General features: G+C 47.7%; 23 protein-coding genes. 6 read left to right on the top strand and 17 right to left on the bottom strand.

Going from position 1 to position 23,952, the window contains the following annotated elements; translation table 11 throughout:
• Positions 1-15 precede the first annotated feature (15 nt).
• From MH144_RS16685 to pbp4, 8 genes are all read right to left on the bottom strand, one after another.
• Positions 16-1,236: an MFS transporter gene (locus MH144_RS16685; RefSeq protein WP_239302355.1), complete on the bottom strand. Its 1,221-nt coding sequence runs from the start codon at positions 1,234-1,236 to the stop codon at positions 16-18.
• A gap of 93 nt (positions 1,237-1,329) precedes the next feature.
• Positions 1,330-1,929 carry a TetR/AcrR family transcriptional regulator gene (locus MH144_RS16680; RefSeq protein ID WP_239302354.1) on the bottom strand — a complete coding sequence of 200 codons (600 nt, stop codon included), beginning with the start codon at positions 1,927-1,929 and terminating at the stop codon, positions 1,330-1,332.
• A gap of 111 nt (positions 1,930-2,040) precedes the next feature.
• A complete protein-coding gene (locus MH144_RS16675; protein WP_239302353.1) occupies positions 2,041-3,189 on the bottom strand; it encodes a S1C family serine protease in 1,149 nt (382 codons plus the stop codon).
• 14 nt (positions 3,190-3,203) lie between these two features.
• Positions 3,204-4,448 carry an FxLYD domain-containing protein gene (locus MH144_RS16670; RefSeq protein WP_239302352.1) on the bottom strand — a complete coding sequence of 415 codons (1,245 nt, stop codon included), beginning with the start codon at positions 4,446-4,448 and terminating at the stop codon, positions 3,204-3,206.
• A 167-nt stretch (positions 4,449-4,615) separates the two neighbouring features.
• Entirely contained in the window at positions 4,616-4,798 is a 183-nt protein-coding gene (locus MH144_RS16665) for a hypothetical protein (protein WP_239302351.1), read from the bottom strand.
• Positions 4,799-4,878: 80 nt separating this feature from the next.
• On the bottom strand, positions 4,879-5,055 hold the full coding sequence (locus MH144_RS16660; RefSeq protein WP_239302350.1) for a hypothetical protein: 177 nt from the start codon (positions 5,053-5,055) through the stop codon (positions 4,879-4,881).
• Between the two features lie 151 nt (positions 5,056-5,206).
• Entirely contained in the window at positions 5,207-5,626 is a 420-nt protein-coding gene (locus MH144_RS16655) for a VOC family protein (RefSeq protein WP_239302721.1), read from the bottom strand.
• Between the two features lie 77 nt (positions 5,627-5,703).
• Positions 5,704-7,821, bottom strand: a complete 2,118-nt coding sequence (gene pbp4, locus MH144_RS16650) for a penicillin-binding protein PBP4(5) (RefSeq protein WP_239302349.1) — start codon at positions 7,819-7,821, stop codon at positions 5,704-5,706.
• A 148-nt stretch (positions 7,822-7,969) separates the two neighbouring features.
• Between pbp4 and MH144_RS16645 the strand changes: the two genes are divergently transcribed.
• The 5 genes from MH144_RS16645 (at position 7,970) to MH144_RS16625 (ending at position 14,943) form a co-directional block, all read left to right on the top strand.
• Complete coding sequence (locus MH144_RS16645) at positions 7,970-8,374, top strand: CBS domain-containing protein (RefSeq protein WP_183522341.1); 405 nt, start codon at positions 7,970-7,972, stop codon at positions 8,372-8,374.
• A gap of 360 nt (positions 8,375-8,734) precedes the next feature.
• Positions 8,735-11,011, top strand: a complete 2,277-nt coding sequence (locus MH144_RS16640; RefSeq protein WP_239302348.1) for a glycosyltransferase — start codon at positions 8,735-8,737, stop codon at positions 11,009-11,011.
• An 18-nt stretch (positions 11,012-11,029) separates the two neighbouring features.
• Positions 11,030-12,187 carry a hypothetical protein gene (locus MH144_RS16635; protein WP_239302347.1) on the top strand — a complete coding sequence of 386 codons (1,158 nt, stop codon included), beginning with the start codon at positions 11,030-11,032 and terminating at the stop codon, positions 12,185-12,187.
• A gap of 106 nt (positions 12,188-12,293) precedes the next feature.
• Positions 12,294-13,715 (top strand): MBOAT family O-acyltransferase, encoded by a 1,422-nt coding sequence (locus tag MH144_RS16630; protein WP_239302346.1) that lies wholly within the window; start codon positions 12,294-12,296, stop codon positions 13,713-13,715.
• Between the two features lie 16 nt (positions 13,716-13,731).
• Positions 13,732-14,943: an alginate O-acetyltransferase AlgX-related protein gene (locus MH144_RS16625; protein ID WP_239302345.1), complete on the top strand. Its 1,212-nt coding sequence runs from the start codon at positions 13,732-13,734 to the stop codon at positions 14,941-14,943.
• Positions 14,944-15,174: 231 nt separating this feature from the next.
• Here the strand turns inward: MH144_RS16625 and MH144_RS16620 are convergent, their stop codons facing one another.
• The 7 genes from MH144_RS16620 to MH144_RS16590 form a co-directional block, all read right to left on the bottom strand.
• Positions 15,175-15,615 carry a hypothetical protein gene (locus MH144_RS16620; RefSeq protein WP_239302344.1) on the bottom strand — a complete coding sequence of 147 codons (441 nt, stop codon included), beginning with the start codon at positions 15,613-15,615 and terminating at the stop codon, positions 15,175-15,177.
• Positions 15,612-16,061 (bottom strand): SMI1/KNR4 family protein, encoded by a 450-nt coding sequence (locus tag MH144_RS16615; protein ID WP_239302343.1) that lies wholly within the window; start codon positions 16,059-16,061, stop codon positions 15,612-15,614. The genes MH144_RS16620 and MH144_RS16615 overlap by 4 nt, the downstream gene beginning before the upstream one ends.
• A gap of 14 nt (positions 16,062-16,075) precedes the next feature.
• Entirely contained in the window at positions 16,076-17,221 is a 1,146-nt protein-coding gene (locus MH144_RS16610) for an effector binding domain-containing protein (protein ID WP_239302342.1), read from the bottom strand.
• 144 nt (positions 17,222-17,365) lie between these two features.
• Positions 17,366-18,436: an ABC transporter permease gene (locus MH144_RS16605; protein ID WP_239302341.1), complete on the bottom strand. Its 1,071-nt coding sequence runs from the start codon at positions 18,434-18,436 to the stop codon at positions 17,366-17,368.
• Positions 18,433-19,296: an ABC transporter ATP-binding protein gene (locus tag MH144_RS16600; protein ID WP_239302340.1), complete on the bottom strand. Its 864-nt coding sequence runs from the start codon at positions 19,294-19,296 to the stop codon at positions 18,433-18,435. Before MH144_RS16600 ends, MH144_RS16605 begins: the two co-directional genes overlap by 4 nt.
• Complete coding sequence (locus tag MH144_RS16595; RefSeq protein WP_239302339.1) at positions 19,289-20,143, bottom strand: hypothetical protein; 855 nt, start codon at positions 20,141-20,143, stop codon at positions 19,289-19,291. Before MH144_RS16595 ends, MH144_RS16600 begins: the two co-directional genes overlap by 8 nt.
• Complete coding sequence (locus MH144_RS16590; protein ID WP_239302338.1) at positions 20,118-20,690, bottom strand: RNA polymerase sigma factor; 573 nt, start codon at positions 20,688-20,690, stop codon at positions 20,118-20,120. Before MH144_RS16590 ends, MH144_RS16595 begins: the two co-directional genes overlap by 26 nt.
• 224 nt (positions 20,691-20,914) lie before the next feature.
• Here MH144_RS16590 and MH144_RS16585 point away from each other — a divergent pair, with 224 nt between their 5' ends.
• Positions 20,915-21,517 carry a hypothetical protein gene (locus MH144_RS16585; protein WP_239302337.1) on the top strand — a complete coding sequence of 201 codons (603 nt, stop codon included), beginning with the start codon at positions 20,915-20,917 and terminating at the stop codon, positions 21,515-21,517.
• Between the two features lie 125 nt (positions 21,518-21,642).
• Here MH144_RS16585 and MH144_RS16580 read toward each other — a convergent pair whose 3' ends face one another.
• On the bottom strand, positions 21,643-22,224 hold the full coding sequence (locus MH144_RS16580; protein WP_239302336.1) for a hypothetical protein: 582 nt from the start codon (positions 22,222-22,224) through the stop codon (positions 21,643-21,645).
• A gap of 4 nt (positions 22,225-22,228) precedes the next feature.
• Positions 22,229-23,812, bottom strand: a complete 1,584-nt coding sequence (locus tag MH144_RS16575; protein ID WP_239302335.1) for a glycosyltransferase family 39 protein — start codon at positions 23,810-23,812, stop codon at positions 22,229-22,231.
• Positions 23,813-23,952: the final 140 nt, after the last annotated feature.

Here is a 23,952-nt window from a genome sequence, read left to right as displayed (position 1 = left end):
TGTTATGAATTGCGACTACATTTCCGTCTTCGCTTGCCCTGCGGGTCTAACCCCTCTGAGAACCCGGAGAGATAACAGGAAACAGATTGCCAGAACAGCAGCAGCTGAAACATACGGATAGTTGATATTTACATCGAACAAGGCACCAGCCACAATCGGACCTGCGATATTGCCCAAGCTTGTGTAAGCCGAGTTCAATCCAGCCACGAAACCTTGCTGTTCCTCTGCCAGTTTGGACATCTGCGTGCTGATGGCAGGACGCAAAATATCCATACCCAGGAATACAATAAAGGTGACCACCAGAATGAGCCAGTACGTGTGCACGAACAGGGTTAGCAGTACAAACACCGCCACGAAGAACAAACATACCGAAATCACTTTCTTCTCCCCAAACTTGTTCAGCAGCCACCCAATCAGGGACACCTGCACCACCGCACCCGCGATCGAGCCGAATGTAATGATGAATGCAATATCCTTGGTCGTAAAGCCGAATTTGTGATCCACAAACAGAGAGAATACGGTCTCATAGTTAGCCAGGCCAAATGCCATGACAAATACAATAATTAGACTGAAGAAGTAAGGCTCCCGGTACGAATTCAGCAGCTGGGATACCATTCCCGGTGTTTTTGCTTTTGCCGCACCTGCAGCGGGTTTACTTGCTTCTCCAGTGCTTCTTGTCGATTCCGGCAGGATAATCAGGGTAATAATCGCTGCCAGCAACCCGGCAACCCCTGCCGCATAAAATGGAATCCGAATGCCGAAATCCGCGATATAACCACCGATTCCCGGCCCAATAATGAATCCGGTCGTAATGGCTGCATTAATCAATCCCATCCCCTTGCCGCGCTCTTCTTCCGTTGTAATATCTGCGGTGTAGGCCATAATGGAAGGGAAAATCATCGCTGCACCGACCCCGCCGAGCATCCGGGCTGCGAAGAGCAGCACGGGGGCATTGACCGCACCAAACATGAATTCCGAAACGGCAAAAATCAGCATACCGCCGACAATGATCTTTTTACGGCCAAATGAATCGGACCACCTGCCCGCTACTGGAGAAAATAGAAACTGGGTAAAGGAAAATGCCGCTACCAGCAAACCAACCGTAAATCCAGTGATATGCAGCAGATCCATGTACGCAGGCATGATCGGTACGACCAAACCAATACCTGTAAATACGAGAAAAATATTAAACATCAACAGCAGGAGTGCGCCCCTGTTTCTTGTCAGTAATGCCATGATTGTGTCCTCCGTAAATTGTCAAAATGTTGCTGTTTATTTAGATGAGCAAACGTATTGCTTCATGGGTATCATGGGTGTATTCAATCCATCTTAATCATTGCTTCTGGAGATTCCATGCAAGAATACATTTGCTGCTTGGCGATATAAGGCCACGGCCTCTTCCGACTTCATCCCACGAGACAATTGGCTGAGTCCAATAATGGCACTTTCCAGAATCAGCGCCAGATGATCGACATTGTCTTCCTTGAACTCACCGTTCTCAATGCCCTGCTGAACCAATTGTCTGTTGAACTGGATATGCCGCTCAAACATCAAGGCAATGCGTTCCTCAATATCGTTCTCCTTCTTTTCCCCCGTGAAAAACTCATCGGCTGCCTTCGTCAGCGGGTGGTTCATGTCATCCAGAACAAGCTGCTCCATGAGTCCATGGACCTTCTCCGTGGATGTCTTATAGAGATGTTCCTTGGAAGCCCAGTTCTCTTCCCATTCCCGATCCCATTCATCAATCAGATAGAGAAAGAGGCCTTCTTTGCTCTTAAAATGGTAATAAATATTTCCTTTGCTGCTGCCAGTCGCAGCTACAATATCTTCTATGGACGTCGCTTTATAGCCTTTTTGTACAAAAAGAGCTCTTGAGGCATCCGCAAGTTTCTTCTTGGTCTGCTCGGTTTGAAGTTGTTTTTTGTTCATCCCATCACTCTCTCTCTACATACTGAACATTCGTTCTGTATTTTAGCAGATCACTGGAAATTTAGCAATACAAAAGGAGAATGGCCCGGGTGCCGATTCTCCTTTGTTTAATTATTTAATCTTTTTTCCCTGACCATGCAATATTTTCAACTGACCATTCTCGTAACCGAGCTGATACGTTACCTTATACTTCGTGGTCACATATTCGCCGTCCCTGCGTTCATCCGCCGTAATGATAGCCGTAACTTCCATCTCATCATTCCCATTATCGGAGGAAGAAATTCCGCTAATGGTCACATAGCTTGTATTCAGGTATCCTTCGCGGAACTTGGCATAACTCGTACCGCTCTGCCATTCACTGCCCAGCAGTGCATAAGCGGTAACATAATCACTCTCGTTCAGACTCAGATAGAAATTGGTCACCAATCCCTCTGCTTCAGCAGAGGTTCCGGATGCTGTAGTATTACCTCCACCATTCGTCTGTACCACCGTTGTCGCGTTGGGCTTCTCGGACCAGGCCTGAACCTGCTTCAGTACACTGGTGATCGGAATGCTGAAACCAATGCCGCCCTCCTGCTCCACAACAGCCGAATTAATGCCGAGTACTTCACCTGTCTCTGCGTGGATCAGCGGTCCCCCACTGTTGCCATGGGTAATGGGAGCCGAGATCTGATACAGATTACTGTAAATGTAAGGCGGAATCTCGAAGCTTCGGCCCACACCGCTAATAATACCTGTGGTTACCGTATTTTCGAGCCCTAGCGGACTCCCCAATGCCAATACCTCGTCCCCGGTCTCGGCTTTGGATTTGGCGATGGTTAGCGGCGTAAGCTTTTGTAAACCCGGCACTCGGACGACAGCGACATCCGTCTCTTCCCCGATTCCAATCACCGTTCCTTGATATTCCTCATGGTTAAGTGTGCGGACCGTTACCTCTTTGGAGCCTTCCACCACATGCGCGTTGGTTATCACATCGCCTTTGTCGTTGTAGAGAAAGCCCGAACCCAGCCCGATGCCGCTTTCAATCGTGACTACCTTCTTCTGGCTATCTTCAATGATCTGTTTACGTGTCTTCTTCACATTGGAATCGGAAGCCGTCTTCGCTGTCACCGTTTCCACTTCCTGCGCTGCGACGACAGCCAATCTGGGCCCTCCCTGCAGCTGATTCTCCGAATGCTGATGTATCCAGAACACGCCTCCTGCTCCGGCACCAATAATGATGGCACAGGATATGATCGTACTCCATGTTCGTTCGGCCATTCCAACCTGTCCTCCTATTCCAGATACCACGTTGCATTCACAACAGAGACTTGTGCTTCCTCGTACACACCATAATAGTAGGTTTCGAAGAACCCTTCTTCGCCCACTTCCAGCCAGCTTGGATACACATCGACATAGGTCTGACCCAGATAGGTGCCATCTGTTCCATAAATATCAACCATAATCGTGACGGATGAGATCGGTCTCGTCGCATTGTTCACGATTGAACCGCTGATGTACAGGTCTCCATAGTCATCCAGTGCCGCATCCACGTTTACGACGCTTACAGCAGCCGTACGATTTTTCAAGTCCTCTTCCGCAGCCTGCTGCTCAGCCAACTGAATTCGTTCCGCTTCCGCTTTCTCAAACGCCTTTTTCTCACTCAGCACCCGCTCACGGTACGCCGTAAGTTTGTCGTCCTCCGGTGCATAGGACAGTCCTTGATCTACGGTCTGCAGGGCGGCCGTAAAATCCTTTTTCTTCACTTGCTGTTCAGCCTGCTTATAACTAATCCCTGCCAGCTTGTCGATAATTTGTTTCTGCACAGCCTGGGCTTCATTGCCTTTCAGCTTCGACACCGTATCCAGCTTCTCCGCAAGCGCCTCTACGGTGGTCAAACCATCGATTTCCTTCTTCACCTTCAATACGGAAAGTGTAACCTTTCTGTTGTTCAATGCTGCTCGTACCTTGCCAAAAACGGGTTCCTCCCGCTCTTTCAGTTCTTTGGCTACCTCCTGGATGGTTTTATCCCCTGTGGACAGTTTGCCAGTTTTCAGACTTACCGCTGCTTCATCTAATTGATTTAGCAGATTGGACGCTTTCGCCGTAATCTGGCGATCCTGCATCAGCGCATCGTAGTTCGGGCGTTTGGCGATGGCCGTATCCAGCAGCTGCAGCGCTTCTGCATATTCCCCGTTCAGCGCTGCCTTTTCCGCTTGTTGATGCAGCGATTGTACCTCTGCGTTCACACTGCTCTCCTGATTGTAATAATACGTCAGCAGAGCTCCCATCACCGCTGCCAACAGCAATGGGATAATCCAGCTGAATGCGCGCCCCGGACCTTTATCGTTCTGCTTGGGTGCAGGCTGCTGTTGTCTCGATAACGAATGATCGATGTCTCCCGTTCCGGTCTCCAGACCCACTGCCGTTTCGGCCCAAATCTGTTCCTCTGTAGAGCTTGGATCTAATAATTTCGTTCCACACTTTCTGCACGTGTTATCCCCCGGACTGCTTTTGGTCCCACATACATGACAATACACCTTGATCCCTCCATCAAAAAGAACGTATGTATGTTTGCTGTTTTTACATGAATCGACACTTATCATATAGCAAAAAGGTAAAATACACCATATGTTATTCTGATGTAAATGGTGCCTTGCCATGGACATAAAAAAAGAGATACCGCCTGACGGTATCCCTTTGCAATTCACCCCTGTTGTCCTGCACGTACCCGAATGTTGCCCAGTTCATTCGCATTGATGGCAAATGCATTTCCGCCCTGTCCAACAGAAGCTTTGGCCGACTGACGAGCCTGGAATTTTAAACGGCTTTTGTCCACTTCTACCCGGTTAACCTGTTTCGCATGCTTGTGTCTCTTTCTTGTGCTCATCGTACCATCCCCCTATGATGATATATCCCGTAAAGTTCCGTTGCTCCAGATCTGCTCATCAAAACCCCCGAGCGATCCGTTTATCTTTTGCTCGAAGAACGACGGCCCTTCTGCTTCTTGATCTGTATATTTACGGCGTTACTTGCAAGCACATTGCCTGTCTCGGCATACCCTCTGGCGGTTTGGTGGATCTGTATGACAATATATTGCCTTTTCCCCACACGGTAACGATAACTTTTCACGTTTGAACGAGTCATGGCCATCTCCCTGTCAATCAGTTTTGAAACCTGCGTTATCCTATTCATGTCCATATCGATCTGGATGTGTGAATGTGTAGTTTTATAGAAATAGACAAAAAACCTCCCTACTATATAGTAGGGAGGGTGATCTATCCAAGTATTTTCTACTCTATTCTTGTGTTGGAAATGCGCTGAGGTCCATATAGGTAACTTCCCAGAGGTGATCATCCAGATCTTGAAAGCTCCAACCGTACATGAAGCCATGATCCTGTGGATCATTATACGGCTTGCCGCCAGCATCCAGAGCAGCTTGGACGATGGTATCCACCTCTTCGCGGCTATCTACCGATAAGGCTACAATGACTTCTGCCGTACTCGCCGCATTCGAGATTTCTTTCGAAATAAAGGATTGGAATCTTTCCTCCACCAGCAGCATGGCATAAATATTGTCTCCAATGATCATGCAGGTAGCAGATTCATCTGTAAAATTCGCATCAAACTCAAATCCTACTTTGGTAAAAAACTCAACCGATCTCTTCAAATCCTTGACAGGTAAATTGACAAAAATCTGCTTGGCGCGAACTGCCACCATCGACCACCTCAATCCAATAGAGTAGATTCTACCACAAAATAACATTTCCAATAGTGCCTGTCAACGCCAAGGTTTTACGGGGTCAGTTCCAGCTTTTCCAGGAAAGGCTTGAGCTTATCTACCACATAGTGGCTGCCGCCCCGGCCATTCACGCCTTCAATGACCGCCGAGATCAGGAAGCTGGGGGATTGCGTGTCGAACACGACAACGAATCCATTCTCCAAGCCATTTTCGCCCTTTTTCGCCTTCAGCTCGGCCGTTCCCGTCTTGGCCGCAAGCTCTCCTGAAAGCGAGTTCAGCGCATGAGCCGTTCCTCCCGAACGAGACACCACCTGAACCAAAGCATCCTTGACCGTGTTCGCTGCCTCAGGGGTAATTATCACCTCGGGTTCGGAGGTTTCTTTTCCTTCAATCAGAACAGGCTTCACCATTTTTCCTTCATTAATAAAAGGAGTAAAGGACGACGCCAGATGAATCGGCGACATCAGCATTTCGCCCTGTCCATAGGACGTGTCAGCAAGTAATACTTCGGAAGCCAAATCCAGGTTCGCTTCATTCGCATACTGGCTCGGCTTTAAGTACAACTCATCCAGACCGAAGTTATCTCCAAAACCAAACTTCTGGATTCCTTCAATAAACCGTTCGCTGCCCATCTCCAGCGCCTCTTGGGCAAAGTAAATATTATCCGAATAGACCAGTGCATCAACCATATTTACCGGAGTTAAACTTTTCACCCGCTTGACATAATATCCACCCCAGCTATCATCCTTGCGCCATTGCAGACCTGAGATCTCATGGGTTTTATCCGCCGTTGTGACCTTTTCCATCAATCCCGCTGCTGCCGTAATTGCTTTGAAGGTTGAACCTGGTGCATATCGATTGGTGAATCGATTGATAAAAGGAAGCCGTTCATCTGCTGAATACGCGTCCCACTCTGCCTGAGTGAGTCCTGTGACCATTTTGTTCGGATTGTAGGCGGGTGCACTGGCCAGGGCGAGCAGGTGACCATCGGCCGGATTCATAAGTACGGCCGCTCCGGCATCTCCGTCACTCGATAACGCCTTATACAGTTCCGACTGCGTTTCCGCGCTGATGGTCAACTTCACCTTTTGTCCGTTTACCGCATCCTTGCGAATAAGCTCCGAGAGGACTTTTCCTGCTTCGTCCGTAATTTCGATTATGCCCCCACGTTCGCCGCGGAGCTGCTTCTCCATCGACTGCTCCAGTCCGGCTCTTCCGATCCAATCCTCTGCACGGTAATATCCTTCCGTATCCTTCTCCAGATCTTCCTGAGTCACCTTGCGCACATACCCAATTAGATGCGCAGCCGATGCACCAAGCGGATAATAGCGGATTTCCTTGGACTGTAGCTTCACCCCACTTAATTGTTCAGGGATATTGTAATCCTCAGTTGAACCGATGGGGACAAAATACTCCGGCTTTACCCACTTTTGGGACAGGGCGTTGTTAATCACATCCTCGGACACCTTGTAATGCTTGGCGATCTGGGCAATCATCGCATCCGGGTTATCACCCAGCTTCTCCGGCACGATGCCCCACTCGTTCACCGTTCCCTTGGTAGCCAGAGGTAAACCGTCCCTGTCCACGATATCACCGCGTTCCGGCAAGAGTGTCCTCACTCTGACTTTGCTTCCTTTAATCATGTCGCTCAGGATCATGGAAGGCTGCCAGTTGATCCGCCACACTTTGCTGCCCTCTTCCGTTTCCTGCCGAACAAGCTTGAGCGTCTGTGTCTCGTTCACTTCTCCAAGGAAGGTTGTTAACTGCAAGTTATAATCCACTTCATAGGTATCCGGATTCTGATCCGATTTGCCCGTGTTCTGCTCCCCTTTGTCCTGATTCTCTGATGCACTGCCACTTTCCGCCGTGTTCGTTATCTTAGGCTTCACTTCCGCCTTCACGGCTGAGACCTCCATTCCCGAATAGATGGCGCTGTACTTCTCTACAAACTGTTCCCGGTTCATCCCGGACTCATCCAGCGACGCGGGCGTCATTAATTTATATAGCTGATCAAATTCCTGCTTCTGCAGATGCTGTATGTATTGATCTACGGTTGCCTCTGGTTTCGCTTCCTCTGCCTTGCTGCTTTGCATGTATAAATACGCTCCAATTCCGCCAGCAAACAGAAGGGGGAGCAAGCCATATATGATTTTTCGTTTTGATTTTTTCATAGTCAGATCACCTCTACTATATACTATAGATTTCCAGAGCTCCTGAAACAATGGAACAAATCTGACGAATTTATCATTAAAAATAGCCGAATGCTCACATAATATGTTTAAATAAGGAGAGTGAAACTACAGGCAAAGGAGCCCGATGATGGAAATCAGCTATTTTTTACTCCCCAAAGACGAAGTGGCTTATATCAAGTCCTCCGCTTCCATGAAGGAAGCACTCGAACAGCTGGAAGCACAGCATTATACCGCCATTCCCGTGATTGATCAGGACGGAAAATATGTTGCGACCCTGTCCGAAGGCGATTTGTTATGGAAAATGCGCAGCACCCCCGGACTGACCTTTGATAACATGGATCAGGTCCAGGTGCATGAGATCAGCAACCGGATATATAATGAATGCGTCTTCATCAAGGCAGAAATGGAGGATATGCTGACGCTGGCAGCGGACCAGAATTTCGTGCCTGTCGTGGACGTGGACCGCGTCTTTCTTGGCATTATCCGGCGCAAGGATATTATTGAGTATTACACGCGCAATATTTCTGATTAATGTAATGAATGAATGCCACCTGCAGTTTTCCCTGCAGACAGATGTAAAAAAGGCGAGCGCCTCTGCTCGCTTTTTTTGTTGCCCGAAATCTTCCTATTTCTTCCTCACAATCTCTTCTGTCAACTCGTTCTCAAGCTAATATAGTATCCGAAAACAACAAACATATTGCGCATTATTCGACAAATAACTACAATAATTATCATCATACGACATATTCAAGGGGATAAATCGTGTTTTTTCACCCCTTACGCTGTGAGGGTCCTACTGTTTTTTTCAGAATTTGTTCAGAATGCTTTAGTACAATAAGCACGTCCTTTTCAGTGCAGCTCCATTTCAGAAACATCAGAGAGAGGTATTCCATTGAATTATTTAAGTACACGCAACAAGATTCTGGTCACAGCTACGGTGATCATGTCTTGTATTTACGTCATTTGGCGTACGTTCTTCACCATTCCTTTCGGCCATGGCCCTCTCGCCGTGACCGCTGGTCTTGCCCTCCTTATTGTCGAACTCATCGGCATGTTCGAACTGGCCGTCCACTTTTACAATATGACCCGGCTTGAATACCCTGAGCTTCCCGTAGTAGATGAGGCGTTATATCCGGATGTGGATGTCTTTATTGCGACTTACAATGAACCCACTTCCCTTCTCTTCAAAACGATTAACGGCTGTCTCAATATGGAGTATCCGGACCGTTCCAAAGTACATATCCATCTGTGTGACGATTCCAATCGTCCCGAGATGCGGGAACTTGCCACCCATCTGGGCATCAACTACCTGACCCGGACAGAGCACAAACACGCCAAGGCTGGCAATCTCAACAACGCCATGAAACATACTTCTTCCCCCCTGATCGTCACCTTTGATGCCGACATGATTCCGAAGCATGATTTTCTGACGTCCTGTGTGCCGTATTTTCTGACAGGAGAAAAGATCGGTTTCGTGCAGACACCGCAAAGCTTCTACAATCCCGATCAATTCCAGTACAATCTGTACTCCGAGAACCGGATTCCGAATGAGCAGGATTATTTCTACCGTGACGTGCAGGTTGGACGCAACAAATCCAATTCCGTAATCTACGGCGGAACCAATACGGTGCTCTCCAGACAGGCATTGGAAGATGTAGGCGGCTTCTATACAGGTTCCATTACGGAGGATTTTGCAACAGGCATCGAGATGCAGAGCAAAGGGTATCGCTGTTTTGCTACCAATAAGGTACTGGCATCCGGGCTTGCCCCTGGTGACTTGAAGAGCTTAATCAAGCAGCGTCAGCGCTGGGCACGCGGTTGTATCCAGACAGGCAAGAAGATGAATCTGCTGTTCAAGAGAGGCCTGAGTTTCGCTCAAAAATTAAATTATATCTCTTCCATAACCTACTGGTATTCCGGGCTGAAGAGATTGCTGTATATCATGTCGCCGATTCTGTTTGCCGTCTTCGGCATTCTTGTTGTGAAATGCACAATACTTGAAATTTTGATATTTTGGCTGCCGATGTATCTCCTGACCAATACCTGTCTGCGCATGCTGTCGGGCAATATTCGAACAACCAAATGGACCAATGTTTATGAAACCATATTGTTCCCGTCCCTGCTGCCTGCTGTCATTCTGGAGACGCTTGGCATTACGATGAACAAATTCGTCGTTACCCGCAAGGACGGTGCGCAAAATGATGATCGGAACTATCAGATTAAACAAATGATTCCCCATCTGATTCTGGCTGTACTATCCATCATTGGTATCATCAACTGCATTCACTGGACGTTCAGTCAGGGCACCATTGGTTTCCTGGTCGTGCTGTACTGGCTGCTGATCAACTTTTACAACATCATGATGTCCATCTTCTTCCTGGCCGGACGTAAAGTATTCCGAAACCACGAGCGTTCACTCGCTACCGTGGACTGCACGATTACGACCGAAGGCGAGACGATCTCCTGCTTGACTCATGATCTCTCGGAAGGCGGAATATCCGTGATTCTCGAAACGCCGAAATATATCCCGAGTGATATGGAGGTCGGCATCAAGCTGGTTAACGATCGATATGCAAGTGAATTTACAGGCAAGGTCGCTCACGTTGCATCCATCGGCGATCGCTGGAAATATGCTTTTATCGTCAAGGAAATTACAGAGGAGCAGCAGCGGCAGCTGTTGCACATTATCTATGACCGCGAGCCTACGCTTCCTCAGAAGCTGGACAAGGATATCAGTACGTTCGAGGACATTCGCCTGAACTTTGTGCGCCGGGGGCAGAGTGAGTTTATGTCCAACCGGAAGCTGGCACGTATTGCAGTTAACCGTACAGTGGACACGCCAACGCATGGAGCCGTTACCCTGCTTGATTTCAACTATGAATATGTTCTGCTGGAGACATCACGCCAAGATCTGAGCTATGAGATCCATCTGCCCATTAGCGACGACCTGACTCTGGAGTGTGTATGGGTACAATCCCTACGGAACAAGCGAGGTAACCTGTACCGGGTGACCAACATCCAGGACATCGCCCGTAATCATCAGATGCATAACCTTGAGGCTTTGTTTACGCAGTGGAATAGGGAGCAGCGGCAAACAGGTCGGCCAAATGTCATATCCAAAGACAAAAACGTCTCGAATGATGAACTCAACGAGATGGCTTATTTATAGAGCGGAGGCAAGGTACACATGATCAAGAAGTGGAAACAACTTATACTTGCCGCCAGTCTCGCCGCATTATGGAGCCTGCTTCCAGTCCAGGCTGTTCAAGCAGAACAGCTTAAGCTGATCGGAAGTACGCTCCGCGAATGGAATAACGGGACTCAAGTAGATACCCATATGGATAAGAACGGCAGTATACAGATTCAAACCTCTACCGAGGGACTCAAAAAAGGCTATTATTCCGCTTATGTCTATGAATTGCGGAACAGGGACTGGTCAAGCTACGGTGCATTGACCTTCTCCATCCGTAATGAATCGGAGCAGACATTGCCGTTCAATGTCGTCATCAACCGGGCAGATCAGAGCTCCCTTACCGTAGCGGATAACCGAAATGTCATTGTCGTTCCGAAGGCAACCAAGGAAGCCACATTGGTTCACCCTACCGCAGGTCTGATTGAACTGGAGCCGGGCTTTGTCGGACAGATCCGCATCCCCTTCTCCAGCCTGATGGTTCAGGACAAGGCTAAGACGGCAGGCCAGGTCAAGCTGGGCAAAATCACCGGCTGGGGCATTACGACGACCACCACTGAGAATGCCAAGCTAAACTTACGGGTCGGAAACATCAAGCCACTATCCCGGAAGCAAGCCGCTGCAGAGAATGAGCTAACCACGCTGCAGATCACGGGCCAAGAGCGAATGGTGAAGCCGGAGGCTGGTGAATCGATTGCACAATATGAAGTTCGCTCTTCTTCCAGCAAAGGGATTCCGAATGCATCCTTTCAACTGGACCGTCCTGTGCAGGGGGCATCCATTACACCGGATGGCTTACTTACACTCCAGACTGCCGTTCAACCTGACAGTCTCACCATACGCGCACTCGTGAACGGAAAATGGAACCTGACCTACACCGTTACGATGGACCGTTCTACAGCCATGAATGTACAGGAGAAGGATGGGACGAAGCGTGCCATTCCGTCTCCTGATCAGGTAACCAAGGTGGTAAACCCCACCGATCCGCTGATGAAGCCTTGGATGGAGTGGCTCATCCGCATCATCCTGTCGGCAGCCGGCATTCTCACGCTTGTTGCCTACGGGCTCTGGCGAAAAGGCAGCAACACAGCTCGCGCCCAAAAAAGGCGGTCCCGCCGCGAGCAGCGCCGGGCAAGACGTCCATTCAGCATGTAGCTGAACGAAGGCAGACTATGCCATATCCCTGGATGCGGCATAGTCTGTCTCTACTTTAGCGTGAATACATGCTGTATTCTTATATGATCCTCAAGGAGGAAAGGCAGTGCTCTTTTCCAGTGTAGTCTTTTTATTTTATTTTCTGCCGCTTGTACTGGGGCTCTATTACGTACTGAGATTCTCGGTCACGCTCAAAAATATGCTGCTGCTTGTCGCGAGTTTATTCTTCTATGCTTGGGGTGAACCCTGGTTCGTCCTGATCATGCTGGCCTCCATTTGTTTCAACTATGTCTTCGCTCTGCTCGTGGACAAGTTCAGGGAAAGGCGCAATGCAGCCTATACCATCATTACGATGATGCTGATCGTCAACCTAGGCATGCTGTTTGTGTTCAAATATCTGGCTTTTGCCCTGCGCATTGTGAACGAAAATACGAGCTTCGGACTCAGCATTCCGAACATCGCACTGCCGCTGGGTATCTCATTCTTCACCTTCCACGGCATCTCTTACGTCATTGATGTCTATCGTGGACACGGCGCTGTACAGAAAAATCTCTTTTACGTCGCATTGTACATCTCCTTCTTCCCTCAGCTCGTTGCCGGACCGATTCTGCGGTACAACACGATTGCAGATCAGATGGTGAACCGTAAAGAGAGCTGGGACAAGTTCGCGGTAGGCTGCTGCAGGTTCATTGTGGGCTTGGGCAAAAAGGTGCTGTTATCCAACAGCATGGCTATTGTCGCTGATCATATCTTCAGCATGGGAGGCACATCCGAAGTGTCCTCCAGTTTGGCGTGGCTTGGGGCAATTGCCTATACGCTGCAGATTTATTTCGACTTCTCCGGGTACTCCGACATGGCCATTGGTCTGGCATTGATGTTCGGCTTCAAGTTCGAGGAGAACTTCAGATATCCGTACATCTCCAGATCCATCACCGAATTCTGGCGCCGCTGGCATATCTCACTCGGTACCTGGTTCAAGGAATATGTATACTTCCCGCTGGGGGGTTCACGCGTTACCAATAAAGATAAAATGATTCGCAACCTGCTGATCGTCTGGGGACTTACCGGCGTATGGCATGGTGCGGAGTGGACTTTCGTGGTGTGGGGATTAATTAACTTTGCGTTCATCGCGCTGGAGAAAATCTTCAGCTTTGACAAAGGAACACGCTTCATCCCGCTGCGGCATCTCTACGCCATGTTTATCGTTGTGATTGGCTGGGTCATCTTCCGGTCGCCGGATCTGCTGCAGGCAGGTCACTATCTGGGCAATATGTTTGGACTATACGGCAATGGATTCTGGAGCGATACGACCTGGATGTTCCTCAAGGAATATGCATTCTTCTTCATTCTGGGTATTCTGTTCTGCATGCCGATCGCTACCCGGATGAACAGACTCATGGTCGATGGCGCCCGTTTCCGCAAACCGCTGGAGCTCGTCTATCCGCTGACGATCATTCTATTATTCCTGGTCTGCGTATCGTATCTGGTTAAGGGTACATACAATCCATTTATCTATTTTAATTTCTGAGAGAAGGCACACAAGCATGCATAACTTTCTTGCCAAAAAGAGAATCACCGCTTTCCTCTTCATTCTCGTGCTGGTGACGCTCTCTGTTCTGAATATCATTCAGTCCTTCGGCCCGATCAAGCAGACACTGGCATCCGGAGACTACGATATCTCTGAAACCAAAGGACTGATCCACCAGCTGGACGCGGACATCAATGAACATGTCTTCGAGAAGTTTGGTTTCGTGGAAGCCTACGGATATTTGCAATCCCTCATGTGGAAAAACGAGGAGAACAACTTTGAAGTTGTCAAAGACATGGAGGGTAAGCTGCACTATACCTATTTTGCCACCGGGCCAACGTATACGAAGGATCTGTCGGACCGGGTTGCGGCGCTTGGAGCACATTTGGATCCACAAACGAAGCTGACTTACGTCATGACGCCGGACAAATACGTGCGTGGCTATACCACGTTCCCGGAGGGCATTCCATACAACTATAATAATGAAACTGCTGACGGCTTCCTAGCCAATCTGAAGCAGGATGGCATTGATACCCTTGATCTGCGGGAGGGATTGCTGGAGAGCGGCATTCCGCCGGAGGATCTGTTCTTTACAACCGATCATCACTGGAAAATCAGGACGGCGTTCTGGGCCTTCGGCCAGCTCGTGAATCATATGGACGACATGTGTACGAAGTCGCTGGACCCGAATCATTATTTCACGGATATCCGCAACTACAATGTGATTCCATATGAAGACATCTTTATTGGATCGCAGGGCCGCAAGGCTGGTAAATACTTCGCGGGTGCAGATGACTTCGACCTGATCTATCCGAAGTTCAAAACGAACTATTCCTTCTACTTCAAGACAGGCGAGACCGAAGCTGCACTTAATGGACGCTTCGAGGATGCGCTGCTCACCACGTATCCACTTAATGTGCAGGGAGCCACGTACGATCTGACTGCGGACAAGTATTTCACGTATCTGTACGGCAATCAGGGGATCGTTCATGTGGTGAACAAGGACAACCCGAAAGGGCTAAAAGTCATGTTCATCAAGGACTCCCTCGCCGTGCCGATGATCTCTTTCCTGTCCACGGTCGTGTCCGAAATCTACGTCATCGATCCAAGGTATTACACGGAGGACATTATGGATTTTGCCAGCAAGACGGAGCTGGATCATGTCTTTGTATCCATCTCTCCACAGGATCTGGTGGAAGAATTTTTCCCTTATGGGGCGAACAATTAAGTCAGTGAAGGATCATACGATGCCACTACAGTTGTAGAACAATCTTCCGATCACTGTTATCCCCCGATTCCCTTGAATTTTATTAAAGGAAGAAATCCGGTGATAAAGGTGAGCGCTTCGCTTCTTCAGATTCGTTCTACCCCCTCCGTTCCAGTATGATCTTGAAAAATAAAAGAAGGGTAACCCAAACTTTGGGTTACCCTTTTCTTTTTGTAAAATTTAGAATCCGTTCTATTGGCGGTTAGCACGTTCTTGCTTGTAATACTCTAATACATCGCTTGAGCAGCCTTGAAATGCGCGTTCTTTGCCGTACTCATAGGCTTGATGCAGATAAGAATACGCCTCGTCATGCTGTTCCAGTCTCATGCAGACGGTGCCCAGCTCAATGAGCGGCCCCATATTGATATCCGACCCTCGCGTTTGCAGCGATAATTCCGCCCAGGGCTTCGCCAGCGCATACTGTCCCAAGTCCATATGTGCATTCGCATGACAGGATGCAATCCAGCTTGCTATTTCCCATTCGGTCTTCGGCTCAGGCAGCATTCCCCATGCCTGATCATAATAGATTAGTGCCTGTTCATGCTGCTGCGTTTCGTCCAGCATATTGCCCGCTTCAACGGTTTCAATAATCTGTTTCTCCAGTTCGGGGTGTTCCGAAGTCAATTCCTTCATCGCGCCTTCTCCTCCTCCAGTTCGAAGTACCACTCCAGAAATGTATTAAAATCAGGCCACTCGGGGCGGCTCTCCCCGTTCAAGAAAAGTTCAATCGACTCACCAAGCTCTACCAGCACCACTTCACCGGTTTGCCGATTATAAAAGAATCCTCCCTCCCCTTCAAAGCTATCCAGCGGTATGTAAGCTTCAGGCAATCCGAGGGTGAGCTGGGCCACCGTCATATCTTCCAAATACACGGTATTCTCCATGACCCAGCAGATCTGATAGATCTCCTGATGTCTGCTATAGAAGATCGGGCCATCATCTGCATGCAGATAAAACTGCGCAAAATCAGACTGAAGATCAATATTCAGCTTCTGCAGTGCTTCCTCATACTCCTTCGGTACATCTTCATGCCACCACCCCTTGCCTTGGCAAAACTCAATAACTTTACTAGATAACATATTCATCCTCCTAATCAACTAAAGGGTTTAACAGGTATCCACACCTGGGGTGGTGCACCATGTCCTCCGTATACTTCGAGTTCCGGGATACCCGCATGTTTGTAAGGGGCCTTCCCAATCCACTCGCTCATAATATACTTCCATAATTGCTGTATCGCTTCTGGTACCAGTCCTTCCGCTTCAAATACCACCCAATGCGACGCAGGGATCTCGATTGATGATAAACCTTCCGGTACTTCACCCACATGGGAGGTGGCAATCCAGTACTCCATTTGACCGTTCTGCAGATCCCTCTGATCTACACAAATGCCAACCAATCCCGAAACAGCCCCATTATTTAATGCCATTAAACGCTCTTCAATTCCGTCTGCCAATGCCTTCTGCCACATCTTAGGAATCTCTCTCAAATTCTCTCCATCCACACATGAAAACGTCTTTTTGATCCCGACAAAAGTAAGGTCTTGGTGCAAGATCACATTATCTTTCACATTCATGATATGCTCTCCTCTCGGCCATACAGAACGATAGGGTGCATAAGTACTCATGACCCATTCATGAAATAGTTGGTGAGCGGTGCTGGCATCCGGGGCATGGAAGAGATAGGTTCCCTCGACCTCCCGGCGGCTAAGTTTGGAGTCAACCAGGTCTCTGTCCTCTTCTTCTTTAAGCTCAATTCGGTACGTCCCATCCTCCTCGCGGAAGCCGAGGGCATGCACGTTCGTTTCTTGTTTATAATAGCCCAGCTGCAGTATTGCTGGTTGTTCGTTTGCCACCAAGCCGGCAAAGGCCGGGTTCGGAAACTCCTCATTGAAATGGGATTCATCCAGGACAATTCCCTGATAAAAACCGTTAACTATTTCGCCGAGAAGGCTCACGATGTGATGGGCATAAACGTAAGGAAAATTTTCAATTTCGTAGATATCGGAGTCCGAGTGATGCCACTGTAGGTACTCCATGATCTTGGAATAGGTGAAGCTGACAGCCCCCGCTACTTCCCGATTCAGCGGTTGGTCCGCAGTGAGACGAGTCAGTTCTATTATGCTATTCACATAACTCCAGAATAACGATTGATCAAAATGTGCTTCCTCATGAAGCATGTATAAAAAGGTATTCTCTTCCGCTCGCGCGTTACGCATAAGCTCCTGGAGCGAATGTTCCATATGTTTTATACCTCCGAAACGTATATAAACACTGTATCAAAATTGAAGAACGTTTGGAAATATCACATTCTGTTCCTTCATATAAAAGAAGCCCGCATGTTTGCGGACCCCAATTGAATATTCATCTCCCCTATAAGGCTGCGATCAGGAAAACACCTCGCGGGTACGGAATGTACGATACACCCCAAATACAACGCCAATCGTAACTACAGCCATGATAATCATATACAAATTTAAATAGGACAGCTCCAGTCCAAATACAGAGTAACTAGCCGGTGTTTGAAATAACCTCGTTACCCGCATCATGGTACTGAATGAAAACTCCTCAATCCATTTGGCCCATCCCGGGTTAAAGTTCAGCACATCGAATGCCAGATAAGGCACGCCTACAATCGCAACATTAATGACCATGGCAACAAATGACGTTGAACAAAGCGCCGAGATACATAACACAACACAAGCAAAGACCAGACTTCCTGCCAAGTGAGTGACTAACTGTACTCCGTAATACTGTAGCGCCGATAGGTGATAGGGAGAGAAGTCATAATAAAAGCCCTGAAAATACATGCCAACACTCTGTAGAGGTGTATCTGCACCAGCCAAATTTCCAAACCTTAACCAGTAGATCAACAGATTGATACCCGTAAACAATATGACGCATAGCACGACATAAAGCATGGAAGCCATCAGTTTAGCCGATACAACTTGGCTTCTCCCCCGTCTGCTGCTGCGTAGTAATGCTGCGGTTCCCCGTGCATATTCCTCTGCAAATACAGGCGCCAGTCCGAGCAGAATGATGATCATCATGAAGAGTACACCAAATTGATCAATGTATTCCAGCAGATAACCCCATGGCTTATTGTAGTGAATCTCGGAGACGGTTACGGTTCGTTCCATGGCTTTCCCGCTGTCATCATATCGGGTGTAGTTTTGGGTGGATTCCGGCGAGAACATCGAGATTTCATAAAATACGCCATATCGAGTCTGGTTCTTTTCATCACTGTAACCCTCGATTTGCATCTGATCCCGTGCGGTCTGAACCTTCTCCTCCGTAATCGCTCCTTCATAAGGCTTATAATATGCTGTACCGTTTAACGGTCCGGAATGTCCAAAACAGGTATATAAAACAAGTAGTATCAATAGTCCGATGAGTGCGAGATAAACACTTTTACGTGTAATGATTTTGGCAAATTCATATTGGGTTAAACTAATCACGATGTCGCCTCCTCGTCAAAATAGTGCATATATACGTCTTCGAGACGGGGAGTCTCCGGTACAGCTTGCGGTACGGGCTGCTCTTTGGCCAAGATTCTGGCTACGATGCCATCCGACTGATAGGACAAACCACTTACCTTAAAATGCGAGGTCAGCTCAGCAAGCTGCTGCTGCGTTAACGTTGCCTTCCACACACTGCCCTGCATCCTGTTCATGATCTCCTCAGGTGTGCTCCGAGTAATCAGCTGACCATCATTCATCAGAATCATTTCCTTACACGAGAACTCCAGGTCAGAAATAATATGCGTCGATAACAGAACAATCCGGTCTCTTCCCAGCTCGCCGATAATATTACGGAACCGAATACGCTCCTTGGGATCCAGACCAGCCGTCGGTTCGTCGAGAACCAGAATGTGCGGATCATTCAGCAAGGCTTGAGCAATGCCCAGTCTCTGCCGCATGCCCCCCGAGAACGTGCGGATTTTATGCTGGGCCTGCTGTTCCAGATCCACCATCCGTAATGTCTCCTGCACGCGAACAGCAGCCTGAGGCGCACTCAGCCCTTTGAGCGAACACATGTACATGAGAAATCGATGAGCCGTGAAACGGTTATAAAATCCGAATCGCTGCGGCATATAGCCCAGTAGACTTCGATAACGATCTCCCATCCGCTCAATCGGTTGTCCATCCAGCAAAATCTGGCCGGATGTCGGCTTGGCGATATCGACAAGCATGCGAAGCAGCGTTGTTTTGCCCGCTCCATTCGGTCCGAGCAGACCGTAAACACCACCGCTGGACAGTTCCAGCGAGAATGATTTTACGGCCCACTTGTTCCTGTATTTCTTGGATACGTTATCCATGGTCAATATCAAAGGAATAACCTCTTTCTGTTTGTGATGTATATTTACGCGTCATCTGGTGTATTTGGCTGATCAACAGCAGGATTCCGCATATGGCAAGCACAATAAGCACTGGCGTTTGAATTGACTGCACCAGACGAATGAATCTTGGATTGCTCAATATTAGCCAGATGAGTCCGAACCATCCGACTAAAAAAAGGCTAACGGCTGTACCACCCCGGACACGCATGGCCAGCCACAAACTAGCTCCTGCAGCAACCATCAGTTGGGCGTACCAGAGAGCCATGGCACTCCATGAAATGGAACCACCTGTCCCCCCGGAAATGGCTAGCATAAGCAGCAGCACAAACGCCATATTTGCTGAGAGTACAACGATCAAGCGGGTGAGCATTAGCTGCTGCGATGTTATTTTGCAGGTGAGTTCCATTTCCATCAGTCCCTGATCCCGGCCTTTAAACACTTCGAGCAGCCCCAGAATAAAAGGTACAGGTACCAGAACAATCCCGCTCATATAGGGATCGATCGTGCTGTGCCCCCCTAACCAGAAGCCAATGATCAGGAGCAGCGTACATATTACCCAGTAGGATCTGTGAAAAATCGCGACCTCTCCTCGAACAACCTGGAGCAATTCTGTAAACGACCTCCCAGGTGATGGCTGTAAATGTTCGTTCATTTGGTCCAACTGTTCAGGCATATATGCCTCCAGTGTCCGGATCGTCTGATCAATCTCCATCTCGGAAGGAAATTCAACCGCATATTGATCCAGATAAGGGGCAATCTCGTTGAATTCTTCCATCTCGAATTCGGTGGTGTGCTTCTTTTTATTTTGGTTTTCGGTACGTTTCATCCCGCTCACCTCCCACTATAATCTCCTTTAACTTGGCTATGCCCAAGCGTATGCGTGATTTCACCGTCGATTCGTTGGTTCCCGTCAGCTCGGCGACTTCCCTGATCTTCAGTCCGTTGTAATAATTCAGAATGACCGCGTCCCGCTGCTGCTCAGGCAAACGTAACATTGCCTGTCTGACTTGGTCATTCTGAAGCCGTTTGTAGAAGATGTTCCACACGTTCTGATGCTCACTGGCAGGGAGCGCCTCTTCCGTTAACTCGCTTTCCCTATTTTGCTGTTTGAATTCGCGACCGCGAAAATAATCCATGCAATGATTCACTGCAATTTTCAGCAGCCAGTGACTGAATTTCCCGTTATCACGGTAACTGCCGAGTGACTTCATCATTTTTACGAATACCTCTTGAGTCAGATCATAGGCGGTATGATAGTCTCCCGTTTTACGGTACACATAAGTAAATATCGAATGATAATGCCGCTTCACCAATACTTCCATTGCAGCCCGGCTGCCTTTGCGAATCTCATGAATCAACTCTTCATCATCCAACGCTCCCTCACCCCCTCAATTCAATTAACGATAACCTGACCATAAAAGATCAAAAATGTTTAATTCATTTATTTGGAAATCGATAAGTTGCCTGAACGCAACTAAATGTAGCTCTGCGCAGCTACTGTTTTATCCAATTTGTCCGCAAGTCTATTTCCTTATTCTGGTGAAACTTTCTCTTCTGCCTTTCGTCTAATTACTGAAGAACAACAAAGGAGATGACTATGCGAATAACCTGCAGCCCTGCATATGCTGGAAAAATGATTGGGTCCATTGACCTTCAGCCATCGAAGTTTATGAAAGGAATCTCAAGCAAAAGCCAAATTACCGATCATGTTGATCCTGAACGCATTACAATCCCCTATATAGAAGACCCTGATTTTGGATCGCATCTGGATGCCATGAAGATCATGAAGGGAACCTATAAGGAAGAATTTCACGTAAGCTACGATGTAGAATTCACAATTGATGTTGATAAAAAAGGGTACATCACGCAATTTGAACATACGTTTCCCTTGGAACGCTATATTGATCTTGTCGCAACACAATCCTATAAAGTCATTAAAACCAAATGGCGTGAACGAGATTATCACGTGATGACTTACAGCTACATGGAGGAAGTATGTAACCCGACTAACGTCATTTTCAGATGCAATGCTGCGGAAGACGTATTCGTCGTTGCTGAACTTGCTCCCTACCGTATCGAAGGTGTGGTCGTACAACCCAACAATGTTTATCTTCACCTTCGTGCACTAATTTCAGCCAGAGATGATCTCTATCCGATCGATTACATGTGTGAGCCTGATTTTGATCTGAGTCTGGATTAGATCTGACATACATAAAGAAAAAGAGCACAAGGCTCTCCCTTTTACTTAGGAATAGCCTGTGCTCATTTTAAGTTGGACCAAATTCAAATCTTCTCACCAAATCTCTTCGCCACTGTCTTCATCACTTATTCAGACTGGACAACAGTCATCCGTTCCACTGTCTCCGTATTCTCTTTATACCATGCCATGACGATATCTCCCTCTTTCAGATCAGATACCTGAATTGCCCCGTTGGCGTCTGAACTGGTGTTACCGCGTCCTCCCATCTCCATACCTTCAGTGATGCTAACATCTGCATTCAGCTTTATTTTCATTTCAACGCCAGTTTCGTTCATCCCCCTGCTTCCGCTGCTAGGTGCATCTTCTTGCTGACCCTGAGTATTGGAGTTCTGTGAAGAGAAGCCCTGAAACTCAAGTAATGCTAGAGTAACGGTATCTCCGTCTATGGAGACAATCCTGCCTGTAAGATCGGCATTCATTGCACCACGCATATCATCCGGGCCACCTGTTCGATCATTCATGCCTCCGCCTCTCTGCATTCCTCCGTTCATGCCTGGGCCACCATTCATCATTCCCCCACCATTCATGCCTTGCGCAGTACCGGTATTCGTAATGTTTTGGGCTGTAATGACATTACAGGCAGCAAGCAGAACAGCACAGCCTGCCAGTAGAATCAGAACGGATGTGAAAACCATATTTTTTCGCATAAGATCACCTTTTTCCCAGGGATGTCCGTCCCCAGCCGAGTTTTCTTTGGAACATCAATTCATACGTATCTTTGAATCCCATATAGGACAACACGATAAGCAATGGATATACCGGATAGATATAGCGCGATTTGATCTCCCACAGGATATAGAACCCGATAAATCCGAGAACCACCAGAATCAGGGAGACCTCATCATATCGTTTGAGAAGAATTCCCCGGACCAACCGAACAAAAATAAAACAGTACATCATGAAGTTCATCACATATACGACCCAAAGCACACCCGTTCGATAGACTGAATCCCCCTGGAACAGGTCCGTTACCTCATTGGTGTAACTATAGGAGCCAGCAATTCCGCCTGCTCTTCCTCTTCCCATGCCTGAGGCACTTTCATTGCCGATTCCGTATCGATCCATCTGGTACGTCCCTTCAGTCCAGGTCCATATGATCTTTTTGTAATACATCTGAATCAGTTCACTGGCACTCGCTTCCGACAACTTCGATTCAATCTCCTGCTTAAATAATGTAGTGCTATCAGCCTTATTGTAATTGGCCTGTCTCTGATAGATTTGGTAGCTCTCCATATTGTCCCAGAATCCGAATCGTTCGAGGTTAATCCCCATGTTCAGCCACATATAGACGGGGGCCGAATTCTCGCCGACCGGTTCTTTTACCGTACCTGTGGACTGCAGCACGGCATTCTGGGTCCAACCTGGGACATTAAACAGAATAGCCAGTACGGCGATGGAGCCCAGTACCTTCTTGAACCTGATACTCCGCATGTTCAGCAGGATGTACAAGATAGCGGCAATCAGCACAATCGCGCCGATACTGCGGAAGTAGTTTCCGATGGCGAGAAGAATCGCAGCACAGAGAATAGCCTTCCATGATTTCTCGCGTACAAACCGAAGCAAAAAATATAAACAGGATGTTAGAAATGCCGTCGCTATAACATCGTTATAAATCAGGTTGTTCAAGAATAAGGAAGGCAAGTACGTCGCTGCAAAAATCAAAACGCCGTAATCACGTTCCTTAGATTTGGGATTCAGTTGCTTATAAATAAGATAAATCATGAAGGTGGTTACCGTTGAAAACAGAATATTAAACAGCTTGATCACCAGATAGTTATCCGGGAACAGGTACAGCAGTGTTTTTAAATAGAGCACGATGGAAAAGTTAAACGGGAACATGTGAAGATATCCACCCGTTTCAAACGAGGAATAATCCTGATCGTAGAGCATGCTCATCGCCAGAGAAACGACCGTCTGAGAGTCATCTGTCGGTACTCTTGGAAACACAAAGATAATCGCGATCTGAATCGCCATGGAACATAGCAAAACCACCGGGATGACAACCTTTGGACTGTACTTGTTCAATCTCAGGCAGAGACGGTATAGCCCGATACCCGTTAACAGAAGCAGGACGATGACCGGAAGGAAAATGCTCCATTGCTGGGTTCCCAGGATCGGATTGTCTCCATAAAGGCCATAATTATACTGCGCCCGAACGAATAGAGACGAAACAATAAACAAACCAATAAATAAAATAAGAATGAGATAAAGCGTCTTATGGATCACTTTAGACATGCCAAAACTCCTTTTCGAGTACAGGATTCGAAAACAGTATAATGGCTCTAACTGAAAAATCGCTGAATTCGAACAGTCACCTATCGCTGATCCTACGAACATGATTTTAAACACAAAAAAGACCGCCCTCTTCACCAAAG

Origin of the sequence: Paenibacillus sp. ACRRY (genome assembly GCF_022346995.1) — a bacterium.
Classification (GTDB): domain Bacteria; phylum Bacillota; class Bacilli; order Paenibacillales; family Paenibacillaceae; genus Paenibacillus.
The sequence above is the reverse complement of the archived record's forward strand: the minus strand, read 5'-3'. Positions and strand labels throughout refer to the sequence as shown.

Excerpts from the sequence above, each read along its gene's own strand:
- MH144_RS16685 (WP_239302355.1), bottom strand. The coding sequence starts at position 1,236 with ATGGCATTACTGACAAGAAACAGGGGCGCACTCCTGCTGTTGATGTTT.
- MH144_RS16680 (WP_239302354.1), bottom strand. The coding sequence starts at position 1,929 with ATGAACAAAAAACAACTTCAAACCGAGCAGACCAAGAAGAAACTTGCG.
- MH144_RS16675 (WP_239302353.1), bottom strand. The coding sequence starts at position 3,189 with ATGGCCGAACGAACATGGAGTACGATCATATCCTGTGCCATCATTATT.
- MH144_RS16665 (WP_239302351.1), bottom strand. The coding sequence starts at position 4,798 with ATGAGCACAAGAAAGAGACACAAGCATGCGAAACAGGTTAACCGGGTA.
- MH144_RS16660 (WP_239302350.1), bottom strand. The coding sequence starts at position 5,055 with ATGACTCGTTCAAACGTGAAAAGTTATCGTTACCGTGTGGGGAAAAGG.
- pbp4 (WP_239302349.1), bottom strand. The coding sequence starts at position 7,821 with ATGAAAAAATCAAAACGAAAAATCATATATGGCTTGCTCCCCCTTCTG.
- MH144_RS16645 (WP_183522341.1), top strand. The coding sequence starts at position 7,970 with ATGGAAATCAGCTATTTTTTACTCCCCAAAGACGAAGTGGCTTATATC.
- MH144_RS16635 (WP_239302347.1), top strand. The coding sequence starts at position 11,030 with ATGATCAAGAAGTGGAAACAACTTATACTTGCCGCCAGTCTCGCCGCA.
- MH144_RS16625 (WP_239302345.1), top strand. The coding sequence starts at position 13,732 with ATGCATAACTTTCTTGCCAAAAAGAGAATCACCGCTTTCCTCTTCATT.
- MH144_RS16620 (WP_239302344.1), bottom strand. The coding sequence starts at position 15,615 with ATGAAGGAATTGACTTCGGAACACCCCGAACTGGAGAAACAGATTATT.
- MH144_RS16615 (WP_239302343.1), bottom strand. The coding sequence starts at position 16,061 with ATGTTATCTAGTAAAGTTATTGAGTTTTGCCAAGGCAAGGGGTGGTGG.
- MH144_RS16610 (WP_239302342.1), bottom strand. The coding sequence starts at position 17,221 with ATGGAACATTCGCTCCAGGAGCTTATGCGTAACGCGCGAGCGGAAGAG.
- MH144_RS16600 (WP_239302340.1), bottom strand. The coding sequence starts at position 19,296 with ATGGATAACGTATCCAAGAAATACAGGAACAAGTGGGCCGTAAAATCA.
- MH144_RS16595 (WP_239302339.1), bottom strand. The coding sequence starts at position 20,143 with ATGAAACGTACCGAAAACCAAAATAAAAAGAAGCACACCACCGAATTC.
- MH144_RS16585 (WP_239302337.1), top strand. The coding sequence starts at position 20,915 with ATGCGAATAACCTGCAGCCCTGCATATGCTGGAAAAATGATTGGGTCC.
- MH144_RS16580 (WP_239302336.1), bottom strand. The coding sequence starts at position 22,224 with ATGCGAAAAAATATGGTTTTCACATCCGTTCTGATTCTACTGGCAGGC.
- MH144_RS16575 (WP_239302335.1), bottom strand. The coding sequence starts at position 23,812 with ATGTCTAAAGTGATCCATAAGACGCTTTATCTCATTCTTATTTTATTT.